Origin of the sequence: Sorangium sp. So ce590 (genome assembly GCF_051521365.1) — a bacterium.
In the GTDB taxonomy this organism is placed as follows: Bacteria; Myxococcota_A; Polyangia; order Polyangiales; family Polyangiaceae; genus Sorangium.
This window is the reverse complement of record NZ_CP150346.1, coordinates 1,545,198-1,558,028: the sequence shown is the minus strand read 5'-3', so window position 1 is coordinate 1,558,028 and position 12,831 is coordinate 1,545,198. Positions and strand designations below refer to the sequence as shown.

The following is a 12,831-nucleotide window of genomic DNA, read 5'->3' as shown; positions in this document are numbered from 1 at the left end:
ATCAAGGCGAGCGCGTCGCGTCCCTTCTACCAGCTTCACGAGCGATCTTGACCACGCGATCGACAGAGCGGGCGAGTCCGAGCGCCGACGTGTCCACCACGAAGTCAGCCTGCTCATAGAGCGCGCGCCGCGCCTGGAAGAGCGCCCTGAGCTCCTTCATGGCGTCGGCCCGGTTGGCCATGGGGCGCGCGTCCCCCTGCTCGACCACGCGGCGCCAGTGGTCCTCGGGCTTCGCCCGCAGCCAGACCGTCACCGCGCAGCGCCGCAGCCGCTCGAAGGTCGCCGGATCGGTCACCAGGCCGCCGCCCGTGGCCACGATCCCGTGGGCGCGCGCGTCGGCGAGCCGCGCGAGCTCCTCGCGCTCCAGCCGCCGGTAGTAGGCGTTTCCGTGGATCTCGAACAGGGCCGCGAGGCTCATCCCGGCGCGGGCCGCCACGAGCCCGTCGAGCTCGAGGAAGGGCGCCCCGAGCCGCGCCGCCGCGCGGCCGCCGATCGTGGTCTTGCCGGCCCCGCGCAGGCCGAGCAGCGCGACGAGCACCCCGCCGGCCGCCCCCGCCTCGCCCGATGACGGGCCGCGCGACGCCTCCTCCTCGACGAGCTCGCCCGCCGAGAGCAGCGCGGCGGCCGAGGTGCGCAGCGCGCGGCCGATGTCCTCCAGCCGCACCACGGACACGTTCGCCCGACCGCTCTCGAGCAGCACCAGGAAGCGCTCGCTCACCCCGGCGAGCTCGGCGAGCTCGCGCAGGGTGAGCGCGAGCTCCTGGCGACGCTGCCGGAGCCGCCCGGCGAGGTGCGCGAGGATCGGCGACGCACCACCGCCGGCGTCGTCGGCGACGGCCTCCGGGCCCTGGCTCTGCTGGACGCGCTCCCGAGGCGATGTCTGGCGGGGCGGCATCTCTTTGATGCACTATATTTCATGAGAACCGCGTCATCAAGAACTATACTGCTTGACTGAGACCCGTCGCGGTGGTGGGCTCGTCGGGTATGGAAGCGACCACCTCTGCTCCTTCGGCGGCGTCGGAGCCGCAGACCCGAGCCCGGGAAGAGGGCTCATCCGGCGAGGGCGCGCCCCTCCGCTTCGAGACCGAGCCGGGCCGTTACCGGCACTGGAAGCTCTCGTTCGAGGGGGCGATCGCGCGCGTGGCGATGGACGTCGACGAGGACGCGCCGATGCGGCCCGGCTACCAGCTGAAGCTGAACAGCTACGACCTCGCGGTCGACATCGAGCTCGCCGACATCGTGCAGCGGCTGCGCTTCGAGCACCCCGAGGTGAAGGCGGTGGTCGTGACGAGCGCTCAGCCGCGGATCTTCTGCGCGGGCGCGAACATCTACATGCTCGGGTCGTCGTCGCACACGTTCAAGGTCAACTTCTGCAAGTTCACGAACGAGACGCGGCTCGCGCTCGAGGAGGCGTGCTCCGAGAGCGGGCAGCGCTACCTCGCGGCGCTGAACGGCGTCGCGTCGGGCGGCGGCTACGAGCTCGCCCTCGCGTGCGAGGAGATCTTGCTGTGCGACGACGGGAGCAGCGCCGTCTCGTTCCCGGAGACGCCGCTGCTCGCCGTGCTGCCGGGCACGGGGGGGCTCACGCGGCTCGTGGACAAGCGCAAGGTGCGGCGCGACCTCGCGGACGTGTTCTCGACGCTGGCCGAAGGGGTGCGCGGCAAGCGCGCGCAGGAGTGGGGCCTCGTCGATCGCTCGATCCCGAGGAGCCGCTTCGATCAGGCGGTGGCCCAGCGCGCCGCCGAGCTCGCGGCGGCGACGCCGGACAGGCCGGGGCCGGGGGTGAAGCTCGCGCCGCTCGAGGCGCGGCGCGCCGAGGACGGCGACGCGTCCACCTGCGACTACCGCCACGTCTCGCTGAAGGTCGACCGCGCCGCGCGGACGGCGGAGATCCGCGTGCTCGGGCCGGACGGCGACGGGCCGGCGGACGCCGCCGGGATGCGCCGGGCCGGCGCGGACCTGTGGGCGCTCCGCGCGTTCCGCGAGCTCGACGACGCGCTCCTCGATCTCCGCTTCAACCACCCGATGGTGGGCCTCGTCCTCCTGAGGACGACCGGCTCTCCGGACGCGGTGCGGGCCGCGGACGAGGCGCTGTGGGCGAGCCGGGACGACTGGTTCGTGAAGGAGGTCCTGCTCCACATGCGGCGCGTGCTCAAGCGGCTCGACCTCACGGCGCGCAGCGTGTTCGCGCTGATCGAGCCGGGCTCGTGCTTCGCGGGGAGCCTGTTCGAGCTCGCCCTCGCGGCAGACCGGTCCTACATGCTGGACGGCGGAGAGGACGCGTCGCCCACATCGGCCGCGACGATCGCGCTGAGCTCGCTCAGCTTCGGTCCGCTGACGATGTCGAACGGCCTGACGCGGCTCGCGTCGCGCTTCCTGGGCGCGCCGGAGCGCGCGGCCGCGCTGAAGGAGAGGACGGGCCTCCTGTCCGCCGAGGAGGCGCTGGAGGAGGGCCTCTGCACCTTCGCGCCGGACGCGATGGACTGGGATGACGAGGTGCGGCTCGCGATCGAGGAGCGCGTGAGCCTGTCGCCCGACGCGCTGACCGGGATGGAGGCGAGCCTGCGCTTCTGCGGGCCGGAGACGATGGAGACGAAGATCTTCTCGCGGCTGTCGGCCTGGCAGAACTGGATCTTCCAGCGCCCCAACGCGGTGGGCCAGCGGGGCGCGCTGACCATGTACGGGCGCCCGGAGCGCCCCGAATTCGACTGGAGGCGGACGTGAGCGCAGTCATCAACTCGGACAGGATCCCGAACAACGTCGACCTCGCGTCGGACAAGAAGCTCCAGCGCGCCCTCGAGGCGTGGCAGCCGAAGTTCATCGACTGGTGGCGGGAGACGGGGCCCGTGGGCTTCCAGGCGGACGACATCTACCTGCGCACGGCGATCAGCGTCGATCACGAGGGGTGGGCGCACTTCGACTACGTGAAGATGCCCGAGTACCGCTGGGGCATCTTCCTCGCGGATCGGGTGCCCGATCGGAAGATCGGCTTCGGCGATCACCTGGGCGAGCCGGTGTGGCAGGAGGTGCCCGGGGAGCTCCGGAACATGCTGCGCCGGCTGGTGGTGACGCAGGGGGACACGGAGCCGGCGAGCGTGGAGCAGCAGCGGCTGCTCGGCCAGAGCTGCCCGAGCGTCTACGACCTGCGGAACCTGTTCCAGGTGAACGTCGAGGAGGGGCGGCATCTCTGGGCGATGGTGTACCTCCTGCAAAGCCACTTCGGCCGCGACGGCCGGGAAGAGGCGGAGGCGCTCCTGGAGCGGCGGAGCGGCGACCCGGACAAGCCGCGGATCCTGGGCGCCTTCAACGAGCCGTGCACGAACTGGCTCTCGTTCTTCATGTTCACCTACTTCACGGATCGCGACGGCAAGTACCAGCTGCTCGCGCTCGCGGAGAGCGGCTTCGATCCGCTGTCGCGCACGACGCGGTTCATGCTGACCGAGGAGGCGCACCACATGTTCGTCGGCGAGACGGGCCTGCTCCGCATCGTCCAGCGGACGTGCGAGCTGATGAAGCGCAACAAGAACGAGGACGCGCGCGCCGAGGGCGGCGTCGATCTGCCGACGATGCAGAAGTACCTGAACCTCTGGTACTCGGTGTCGCTCGATCTCTTCGGCGGGGAGATCTCCTCGAACGCCGCGTCGTTCTTCGCCTCGAGCGTGAAGGGCCGGGCGAAGGAGGAGTCGTACGAGGATCACCGGGCGATCGACGGCGCCTACGCGCTCGACGTGCCCGTGGCGGCGGCGGGCGGCGCGGTGTCCGGGTGGCGGCGCGAGGAGGTGCCGCTCCGGAACGCGATGAACGAGGTGCTGCGCGACGAGTACGTGAGCGACTCGCAGCGCGGGATCGACAAGATGAACCGGGTGATCGAGGAGGCGGGCGTGCCGTTCAGGCTGCGGCTGCCGAGCCGACGCTTCCACCGGAGCTCGGGGATCTACGCGGGGCTCCACTTCGACGTCGACGGCGACCCGCTCTCGAAGGAGGCGTGGGAGCGCCGGCGCGACGCGTGGCTGCCGACCGCGAGCGACGAGGCGTACGTGAGGAGCCTGATGGAGAAGCCCGTGTTCGATCCGAAGCAGATGGCGAACTGGATCGCGGCGCCGGCGAAGGGGCTCAAGGGCAAGCCCGTCGACTTCGAGTACGTGCGGCGCAGCGGCTAGGCGCGCGGCGAGCGCTGCTCGGCCGGGGCGGCGCGCCGGCGAGCTGCGCTCACCCCGAAGGAGCGCCCGCGTCCACGGGCGGGGGGGCGCCCGCGTCCACGGGCGGCGGCGGCGCCTTCTTCGGCGGATCGCCGTGCTCGGAGGCGAGCTTCTTCACGAGGGCGTCGAGGAGCACCTGCTCGTGGTACTGCGGCATCGCGGGGAGCTGCACGGCGACGTGCACGCCGGCGCGGCCGTTCACGACCTCGATCGCGCCCTGCGTCACCCTGCCGCCGCTCTCCGGGCTCCTGTACTCGAAGAGCAAGTAGCCGCTGGAGACGTCCTTCTCGACGATCTTGAAGCCGAGATCGACGCGCACGAGGCGCAGCGCCGTACCGAAGGTCTGCTCGAAAGTGTAAGGCGACTCATGGGCGACGCTGGCGCTGGCGGGCCTCGCGCCGAGGCCGCTGGCCAGGGGGACGGCCAGCGCGACGAGGAGGAGCGCGATCGACGGGAGGCGGCGCATGATCGCGGCGTAGAGGGGTCGGCGGCGACGGGCCAAGTTCCTTGCCAGCGCGCGCGCGGGTATGCTGGCGTCGACGTCGATGGACCGACCCTACGTCGAGCAGCTCCGCATCCAGGGCTACGGCTGCGTCCAGGATGCGACCCTGGAGCTCACGCCGCTGCACGCGCTCATCGGGCCCAACGACAGCGGCAAGAGCACCGTGCTGCGCGCGCTCCGGACCCTCTCCTCCGTCCTCGAGCGGGCGCTCGGGGCGCCGGCGCCGGACCCGCTCGGGCGCGGCGCCCCGGCGAGCAAGGCCCACGGCGGCGCCGTGTTCGAGGTGTCGGCGGCGAGCACGACGTGGCGCGTGGAGCTCGACGCCGCAGGGCGGGTCCGCTCGACGTCGTTCCCCAGAGACCTGGAGCCCCCTTCCTTGCTCGACGACGCCGACGAGGACGATGACGCGAACGGCGGGCCGAGCCCTGAACGCCCCGCCCCGGACATCGTCCAGGCGCTGCGCGGCACGCAGATGCTCCGCCTCGACCCGGACGCGCTGAGGGCCCCGCACCCGCTGATCCCCGACGGGCGGCCGCTCTGCTTCGCCGACGAGCGCGGCACCGGCCTGCCGGCCCTCTACGATGCCGTCATCAGCCGCGACCTGTCGGCCTACATCGAGCTGAACGAGGAGCTCACCCGCCTCTTTCCCAGCGTGAGGAGCCTCCACCTCGCCAACCCGAGCTCCACCACGAAGGCCATCGGGGTGAAGCTCGAAGGCGGCGCCGTCGTGCCGGCGGCGCTGATGAGCGAGGGGATGCTCTACTACCTCGCCTTCGCGGCGCTGCCGCACCTCGATCCGATGCCCCTGCTCCTCGTCGAGGAGCCCGAGCACGGGCTCCACCCCGCGCGCATCGCCGACGTCATGCGCGCGCTGCGCATCGTCTCCGAGAAGACGCAGGTCCTCCTCGCGACGCACAGCCCGCTCGTCGTGAACGAGCTCCAGCCCGAGGAGGTCACGGTCGTCACGCGCGCGGGCGAGCAGGGGATGAGGGCCACGCGCATCCTGGACACGCCGGGCTTCGAGGACCGGGCGAGGGTGTACGCGCTCGGCGAGCTCTGGCTCAGCTACGCCAACGGCGCGGACGAGGCGCCGCTCCTCGGAGGAGGCCCGCGGCCGTGATGAAGCCGCTCGAGAGGACCCGGGTCTTCCTCGTCGGCGAGGGCGAGAACGAGCTCGGCAGCCGGGCCGGGGCCCCGGCCTACCAGTCCGACAAGCACCCCGGCGTGCTCTTCACGCTGCTCTCGCGCGTGCAGCCGAGCGGGTGGGTCGTCGGCGGCGCCCGCGAGTGGAAGAGCATCCGGAAGTACCAGGCGCGCGGCGCGGCCCACGAGGACACGCGCCACGTGCTCGGGGCGGCCATCGACGCGAAGGAGGCAGGGTGCGACGTCCTCGCGTTCTCTCGCGACATCGACCGCGATCCGGCGCGCCGCGAGGCGATCGCGGAGGGCATCCGGCGCGTCTCGTCGAGCCTGTCCTCGCCGCCCGAGGTGATCGGCGGCGTGGCCGTGCCGGCGCTCGAGGGCTGGATCCTGGCGCTCCTCGGCGAGAAGGCGACCGAGGAGCTGTCGCCGCTCCGGGCGCATGCGATGCTCGCGGCGAAGGGCATGATGCCCGGCGACGGCGCCGCGATGGTGCGCGTCGCGGAGGACGCCGACCTCGACGCCGTGCCCCAGGACGCCGCCTCGCTCGCGGAGTGGCTCGCGCGCGCCCGCGCCGTGCTGCCGCGGCGGACCGGCCGCGGCGTGAGGTGAGCCGCTCAGCCGGTGCGCTCGACGACCGCGCGGGGGAAGCCCGGCCGCGCGGCGCGGCTCACCGGCGGCACTGCGGCGCCGCGGAGAGCGCGGCCCTCGCCGCCTCGCGCAGGCCGTGCGGCGTGTCCTTGTCGAGCAGCGGCTTGAGGCGCGCGGGCAGATCCGCCGGGTGCACCGCCCCGAGCGCCGCGAGGGCCGCCGAGCCGAGCCGCTGATCGCCCTCGCCGATCGGCGCCTTCGCCCGCAGCGCGAGCCGCGTCCACAGGTCGACCGAGCTCGCGTCGCACATCGCCCCGAGCGCGAGGATCGCGCGCGCGCGCACCTCGACGTCCTCCGCCTTGTCCTCCGCCCGGTCGCGCACGGCCTCGATGTGCGCGGTCGCCCTGTGCGCGCCGAGGCCGTCGAGCGCGTGCCGGCGCACCTCGGGCGATCGGTCGGCGAGCGCCCCGACGAGCGCCCGGTCGCCCGCCGGCGTCGCCGGCATCGCGCCGATCGCGAGCGCGGCGCCGCCGCGGACGAACGTCCACGGGTCCGAGGCGAGCCGCGCCGCGAGCGCCTCGGCCGCGCCCGCGGGCAGCTTCGCGCCGGCGGAGGCCGCGCGCGAGAGCGCCACGATCGCCGCCTCGCGCACGCGCACGTCCGGATCGGAGGCCGCCGCGAGCAGGTCCGGCGCGAGGGCCGGCACCTCCGCCGCGACCTCGGCGGCGCGGAGGCGCACGTGCGGGTCCGCGTCCTTCCGGAGCGACGCGCGGAGGTACGCCTCGGCCGACGCCTCGCCGGCGCGGGCGAGCGCCGCGGCCGGCGCCTGGAGCAGGTAACGCCGCGCGAAGGGCGCGGAAGCCGCGGACGCGAGCGCCTGGAACGCCGCGCTGCCGCCTCGCACCCGCCCGAGCGCCGGCCCGAGCGCGCGCAGCAGATCGAGCTGCGTGTCCTCCGGACGGGCGCGGAGCCTTTCCATCTGCACCTCCTCCTCGACGACGGGAGCGGCCCGCCCGTTCCGCGACGCCAGCGCGAGCGCGGCCCTGAGATCGCGCCGCGTCGCGCCGCGCGCCCCGGGGAGGGCGTCGAGCAGCGCCGGGATCGCCTCCGCCGGCGCCACGAGCGCGAGCTCCCCCGCCGCCGCCACCTTGGCCGCGGCCCCGCCCTCCTTCACGATCTCCGCCAGCGCAGGCGCGGCCGCGCGCCCGCAGCGGCGGATGCGATCGCGCGCGTGGTGGAGCTCGGGATCCGGCTCGGGCGCCGCGGCGCGGGGGGCGCGCGCAGGCGCGGCCCCCGCCGCGCCGGACGTGGGCCGCGCGGCCGCCGCCGCGCCGGACGCGAGCCGCGCGGTGAAGAACGGGATCTGCGCCGCGCACGGCGCCGCGTCGATCACGCCGCGGGCGAGCTGCCTGCCCGCCGCGTCGAGCTTGTCGTAGCCGACGATCGCCGCATCGATCCCCTCCGGTCCGCTGCGCGCGAGCAGCGCCGCCGCCGCCCTGGATCGCTCGCCGCCGCCCGCGAGCGCGCCCACGAGCGTCCCCGGGCCCTGGCCGTCGAACGCCGTGCGCGCCGTGACCTCGGCGATCGTGACGCGCACCTCCGGAGCGGACGGCGCGCCGCGGTCCTCCGCGCCTCGCGGCGCGTACGCCTCGTCGAGGACGACGGCGAGGCACGAGGCCCTGATCTCCTCGGGGAGCTTCACCTCGTAGCCGGCGGAATCCTTGAGCCACGCGTCCTCGGGCAGGCTCACCTGGAAGAGCCGATCGGGCGTCGCCACGAAGAGCGTGCGCGGCGCGGCGCCGCCCTCGACGCCGTCGGGCGGCTTGATGCGCAGGCCGAGGCCCGTGATCCCGACCTCGTCCGCCGACGAGAACGACACGAACTCGCCCCGGCCCGCGCCCACCTTGCCCTCGGACCACGCGGTCTTCGGGTCGCCGTCGGCGATCTCCGCGAAGCGCTTGCCGACCGCGCTCGAGGCCGCGGTCGGGCGCAGCAGCCGGAAGGCGGGCGCCGCCGCGTCGGCCTCGCGGCGCTCCGCGGCCAGCTTGCCCGCGGCGCGGCGCTCCTCGGCCGGGAGGTTCTGGAAGCTCGCCCCCTTCACGAGCGTCATCGTCCGGGGATCGACCTCGCTCGCCCCGACCAGCGCCGGTCGCCCGCAGATCGTCACGTCCTCGCGCAGCTGCCCGACGAGCACGCGGCTGCCGCTGCCGAGCGGCTCCACGACCACGGCGTCGCTCCGCGCCTCGCCGTGCTCGCCGATCGCGACGCCCGTCCAGCCGCTCCAGAGCACGATCGGCTCCGTCCCCTTCCCTGCGAGCGGCGCCGCGAGCAGCATCGTCCAGCTGCCGCTACCGGCGCCCGGCGCGCTCGCGGAAGCGGGTTTGCCCGCGGCGGGCGCCTCGATCTTCGCGAGGCGCTTGCCGCCGGGCAGCGTGATCGGCACGACGCGCGCGCTGCCGAGCAGCGGCGCGACCTCGGAGGGCACGGCGAGGACCTTGCCGCCGTCGGGCGCGCACGCGGCAGCCGCAGGACAGGCGCGGGCGGTGATCCCGCCCGGATCGATGCGGACGGCGAGCGCTTGCTGGCCCGCCGCGTGCGGGAGGACCACGGGCGCGACCTGCGCGGCGGCGTTGCCGAGGAGGGTCGACGAGGCTGCGATCACCCCGACGGCGGCGCCGATGCGAGGCCGCCGGGAACGAAACGGCGATCTGCTCATGCGCGCCATCCTAGTTCCGCGTGTCAGAAATCCAGCCAGGGATTGCTGACGCGCGGAACTAGGGCGGCCGCGAAGCGGGCGCCGGGGTTCGGGGCAGAGCCCCGAGGAAACAAAACTAGGGCCGCCCGCGCGAAGCCGCCGCGAAGCGGCGCAGAAGTCCGGCCGACCCTGGCCGGACTTCTGGCGGGCGGAACTAGTCGCGTCGGGCAGCCGGGCTCTCGAGAGTTGAGCCCCTCGTCCAGGGCGCCACGGTGCGCCCGACCGCGCTGCGCCGCGTCGTCCGGTCGGGCCCACCGCGCGCCGCGGCGGGCCCGCGCCCTCGCTACTTCGGCGTCTCGGCGGCGGGGATCCAGAAGCCGCCCTCGTCCGGCGGCGTCATCCCGAGCGCCTTCGGGAGCACGTTCGTCCAGCCCGCCACCGTCTCGAGCAGGTAGATCTCCGCGCCGGCCTCGATCTCGCCGACCGCCTTCTCCTTCACGTCGCGCCGCGCGCGGACCGGGATCGCCCGCATCGCCTTCACGATCGGCGGCGCCTTGTCGAGCGCGAGCTGCGCGCCGGCCACCGCGGTCGTCGGCGGGATGTACTGATCCATGATCTCGCCCTTCTTCAGCGGCTCCAGATCCTTGAGGCGCGCCCAGGCGTCGATCGTGAGGTCGCCCCGCGACATCAGGTGGACGAACCCGGACTTGGCCTCGGTGCTCCAGAAGAGCTGGGCCGTCCCCTCCAGCATCCTCAGCGTGAAGATCACGTCGCCGTCCGGGCGATCGAGCAGCTCGATCGTCGACGTCTTCATCAGGTAGCCGCGGGCGCTGCCGGGGACCTCCATCTTCACGGGGGAGCTGCGCTGCAGCGAGAAGGCGTCGCACGCGGCCGAGCCCTTCGCCGTCTGCCGCTCGGACCCGGAGATCGAGAGCTCGGCGCGGAGCGAGTCGCCCGTGGCCGCGACGAGCTTCACCTTCTGCGCGCTCGAGATCCAGATGTGCCCCTGGATGACCGGGATGTCGCGCGTCGTGTACACCGCGACGTCCGAGGGCGCGATGTAGCCGTCGAGCCGGAGCGCCGGCGAGCCCTCCGACGTGCTCAGCCTCGCCCGGCCTGCCGACGGGTCCGCCGGGATCGCGCTCAGCGTCATCGGGACCAGCGCGCCGGTGAAGTTCGCGATCGCCCGGCCGCCGCTCGGCGCGTCGTGGAGCCGGGCGCCCTTGTTCACCGGCGCCGTCCCCTTCAGCTTGCACGTCGGTCCCGACACCGCCGCCTGCGCGGCTGCCCCCGTCACCTGCGCGGCCGACACCGCCACCTGAGCGGGCTCTGCCCTCGCCTCGGAGATGGCCGGCGTTCCCGGGAGCCCTCCACCGCAGAGCACCGCCCCAAGAGCCAGAAGACCAAGTCCCAGAACGTCGCTTCTCATCCACTTCCTCCGACGTAGACGGGCAGTCCCGCTCGAGGCGATCCCGGGCGCGGTCCCCTCCTGTCGAGTCTCTCTGGTGCCGTCGGCCTCCTGCGCGGCGGCGTACGGCAAGACCGCCCGGGCGCCCCGGGCCGTCCTTGCCGTTGGTCGGATCATCCTAGCGGATCATTCAGGCCTCGCCCGAGAAAGGTCTCCGTCGCAGCGCTTCCGTCATTTCGGGTGTATGGAGCAAGGCGCCCGACGCGGCACGCGCCGGGTAGCCCGGCTGGACGCTGCCCGCCTCCCCCGGAGCTACGCCATGCACGCATTCGATCTCGCCTTCGCCTCCCCCCGCAAGCTCCCGCGCGCCCGCGATCTGCGCGGCAACGTCGCCGTGCTCGACATCGCCTTCGCCTCGGAGGCGGGGGGCAAGAGCTTCGAGACCGTCACGCTCCCCTTCATCCAGGAGCTCGGGCCGCGGCTCGGCGCCTGGGTCGACCACCACGACAGCGCCCACCACGCGCGCTTCGCGGGCGACCCCCGCTTCGTCCTGTCGACCAAGGCCGAGCACGGCGCCTGCCCCGAGATGATCACCCCGGAGGTCGTCGCCCGCGCCGGGCGCGTCGACACCCTCGTCTGCCACGTCGACTTCGACGGCCTCGCCAGCGGCGCCAAGTGGATGCGCGGCGGCGTCGAGCCCTACCCCGGCTGCGACGAGGACGCCCGCGCCATCGATACCCGCATCGGCGTCCCGGGCCCCGCCGCCACCCGCATGGACCGCGCCCTCCGCGCCCGCCCCCGCGACCAGGCCCTCTTCGGCCTCATCGTCCGGCACCTCGCGTCAGGCCTCTCCGACCCGTCGCTCTGGACCCCCATCGACCAGGCCGGCTCCGAGCTCGCCACCATGGAAGCCGAGACCCGCCGGATCGCCCTCCGCTACGAGCGCGTCGAGCCAGGCCTGGTCCTCGTCGACGCCTCCCAGCGAGGCGGGCCCTACGACAAGACCCTGCTCCTCCTCATCGGGCAGGAGCGCGCGCCGATCTCCGTCGTCGTCGACAACGACAGCGTCACCTTCGCCGCCCGCTTCGACAGCGGGGTGAACTTCCTCGAGACGTTCAAGATCTCCGGAGGGATGCCGACCCGCATCTCCCTCCAGCGCTCCAAGCTCAAGGAGTCGCTCGTGGCGCTCGGGGTCAAGCCGACCGACGCAGGCCGGCTCGCCGCTCCCCCCTGACCCTCCCCCGCTTCCCATTCCCCGGCTTCACCGACATCGTTGACGCTGTGGGCCCCGGCTGCTACGGGCATTGCAGATTTGCAAATTGCAATTCTGCAATGATCGCGTGACCTGAGGCTTCACGCCTTCGCCGAGCACGAGGGGTATGGCAGCGAGAAACTTGTCTTCGACGTCGAGCAGCGGTGTCGACGAGCTCCTGTTCCGGAACGACGCTGTTTCGCTCTGTCTCCTGGTCAACCGACGGCACCGGACGCTCCGCATCATCGACTTCCGGGCGGGGCCGACCCCGTCGAAGCGAAACTTCGTCCTGTCGGCCGCCAAGCGCGAGGGGGTCGAGAAGATCTACACCCTGGTCGAGCGCGACGAGGTGCCGACCTGGACCCGCCTCGGGTTCGTCCGGGAAGGCTCGATCCCCGGGTTCTACAAGCGCAGCGACGCCTGGATCCTCGGGGCGGTCGTGTCCGAGACGTCGCCTTCGCGGAGCGAGGAGGGCGGCGACGACGAGGGCGACGACAGGGCGGGCTCGCCGGCGGTCCTGCTCGCGGAGCGCACGATCGCCCGCGCGAGGCGGCTGCTCCGGGAGGGCGAGGGGCGGCCGCTGCCCGCGATCAAGATCGCGCCGGCGAGCGCCGTCGAGCTGCGGCGGGCCGTCGCGGTCGCGCAGCGGACCGGGCGGGCGCTCACGGGCTTCGAGCCGTTCGGGCGCGACGCCGTGCGGACGGGCTATGTGCTCTCCGCGCGGGGCGGCTTCACCCTCCACGCGGCGTGGGAGATGCAGTCGTGCTTCGGGAACTCGTTCCTCGAGATCCTCTCCTCGCCGCGCCACGAGGCGGAGCGGCTCGCCACGACGGCGGCCATCGGCGCCCTGTGCGATCGCCTCGTCGAGGAGAAGGCGGTGAGCACGTTCACCTTCGCCCCCGCGGACGACCAGGAGCTGTGCGCCGCCCTCCTCGCCAACGGCTTCCGCCGCTCGGCCGTGCTGGCGCGCCACCTCGTCGTCGGCCGCACCCGCAAGGACGCCATCCTCTGGGCGAAGAAGCTCGTCGCGCCCGAGGCCTGAAC

General features: G+C 73.7%; 10 protein-coding genes. 6 read left to right on the top strand and 4 right to left on the bottom strand.

Translation table 11 applies throughout. The features are described 5' to 3' along the window. Window position 1: 1 nt before the first annotated feature. A complete protein-coding gene (locus WMF28_RS05745) occupies window positions 2–895 on the bottom strand; it encodes a shikimate kinase (protein ID WP_437601056.1) in 894 nt (297 codons plus the stop codon). Window positions 896–984: 89 nt separating this feature from the next. Between WMF28_RS05745 and boxC the strand changes: the two genes are divergently transcribed. Beyond that, on the top strand, window positions 985–2,724 hold the full coding sequence (gene boxC / locus WMF28_RS05740; RefSeq protein ID WP_437601055.1) for a 2,3-epoxybenzoyl-CoA dihydrolase: 1,740 nt from the start codon (window positions 985–987) through the stop codon (window positions 2,722–2,724). Beyond that, on the top strand, window positions 2,721–4,160 hold the full coding sequence (gene boxB / locus WMF28_RS05735) for a benzoyl-CoA 2,3-epoxidase subunit BoxB (RefSeq protein ID WP_437601054.1): 1,440 nt from the start codon (window positions 2,721–2,723) through the stop codon (window positions 4,158–4,160). Before boxC ends, boxB begins: the two co-directional genes overlap by 4 nt. 49 nt (window positions 4,161–4,209) lie before the next feature. Here the strand turns inward: boxB and WMF28_RS05730 are convergent, their stop codons facing one another. Further along, window positions 4,210–4,665 carry a hypothetical protein gene (locus WMF28_RS05730; RefSeq protein ID WP_437601053.1) on the bottom strand — a complete coding sequence of 152 codons (456 nt, stop codon included), beginning with the start codon at window positions 4,663–4,665 and terminating at the stop codon, window positions 4,210–4,212. A 79-nt stretch (window positions 4,666–4,744) separates the two neighbouring features. On the opposite strand from WMF28_RS05730, the gene WMF28_RS05725 reads away from it, so the two are divergent. Next, window positions 4,745–5,821: an AAA family ATPase gene (locus WMF28_RS05725; RefSeq protein ID WP_437601052.1), complete on the top strand. Its 1,077-nt coding sequence runs from the start codon at window positions 4,745–4,747 to the stop codon at window positions 5,819–5,821. Then, window positions 5,821–6,453 carry a hypothetical protein gene (locus tag WMF28_RS05720; protein ID WP_437604217.1) on the top strand — a complete coding sequence of 211 codons (633 nt, stop codon included), beginning with the start codon at window positions 5,821–5,823 and terminating at the stop codon, window positions 6,451–6,453. Before WMF28_RS05725 ends, WMF28_RS05720 begins: the two co-directional genes overlap by 1 nt. Window positions 6,454–6,511: 58 nt before the next feature. Here the strand turns inward: WMF28_RS05720 and WMF28_RS05715 are convergent, their stop codons facing one another. Both WMF28_RS05715 and WMF28_RS05710 read right to left on the bottom strand, forming a co-directional pair. Then, window positions 6,512–9,148, bottom strand: a complete 2,637-nt coding sequence (locus WMF28_RS05715) for a HEAT repeat domain-containing protein (RefSeq protein ID WP_437601051.1) — start codon at window positions 9,146–9,148, stop codon at window positions 6,512–6,514. A 322-nt stretch (window positions 9,149–9,470) separates the two neighbouring features. Then, window positions 9,471–10,556, bottom strand: coding sequence for a hypothetical protein (locus WMF28_RS05710; protein WP_437601050.1), 1,086 nt, complete (start codon window positions 10,554–10,556; stop codon window positions 9,471–9,473). A gap of 298 nt (window positions 10,557–10,854) precedes the next feature. Here WMF28_RS05710 and WMF28_RS05705 point away from each other — a divergent pair, with 298 nt between their 5' ends. Both WMF28_RS05705 and WMF28_RS05700 read left to right on the top strand, forming a co-directional pair. Next, window positions 10,855–11,769: a hypothetical protein gene (locus tag WMF28_RS05705; protein ID WP_437601048.1), complete on the top strand. Its 915-nt coding sequence runs from the start codon at window positions 10,855–10,857 to the stop codon at window positions 11,767–11,769. Window positions 11,770–11,914: 145 nt separating this feature from the next. Further along, window positions 11,915–12,829, top strand: a complete 915-nt coding sequence (locus WMF28_RS05700) for a hypothetical protein (protein WP_437601047.1) — start codon at window positions 11,915–11,917, stop codon at window positions 12,827–12,829. Window positions 12,830–12,831: the final 2 nt, after the last annotated feature.

Bases quoted from the DNA above. Each gene is read 5' to 3' on its own strand.
- WMF28_RS05745 (WP_437601056.1), bottom strand. From the start codon at position 895: ATGCCGCCCCGCCAGACATCGCCTCGGGAGCGCGTCCAGCAGAGCCAG.
- WMF28_RS05700 (WP_437601047.1), top strand. From the start codon at position 11,915: ATGGCAGCGAGAAACTTGTCTTCGACGTCGAGCAGCGGTGTCGACGAG.
- WMF28_RS05715 (WP_437601051.1), bottom strand. From the start codon at position 9,148: ATGAGCAGATCGCCGTTTCGTTCCCGGCGGCCTCGCATCGGCGCCGCC.
- WMF28_RS05710 (WP_437601050.1), bottom strand. From the start codon at position 10,556: ATGAGAAGCGACGTTCTGGGACTTGGTCTTCTGGCTCTTGGGGCGGTG.
- boxC (WP_437601055.1), top strand. From the start codon at position 985: ATGGAAGCGACCACCTCTGCTCCTTCGGCGGCGTCGGAGCCGCAGACC.
- WMF28_RS05705 (WP_437601048.1), top strand. From the start codon at position 10,855: ATGCACGCATTCGATCTCGCCTTCGCCTCCCCCCGCAAGCTCCCGCGC.
- WMF28_RS05720 (WP_437604217.1), top strand. From the start codon at position 5,821: ATGAAGCCGCTCGAGAGGACCCGGGTCTTCCTCGTCGGCGAGGGCGAG.
- WMF28_RS05725 (WP_437601052.1), top strand. From the start codon at position 4,745: ATGGACCGACCCTACGTCGAGCAGCTCCGCATCCAGGGCTACGGCTGC.
- WMF28_RS05730 (WP_437601053.1), bottom strand. From the start codon at position 4,665: ATGCGCCGCCTCCCGTCGATCGCGCTCCTCCTCGTCGCGCTGGCCGTC.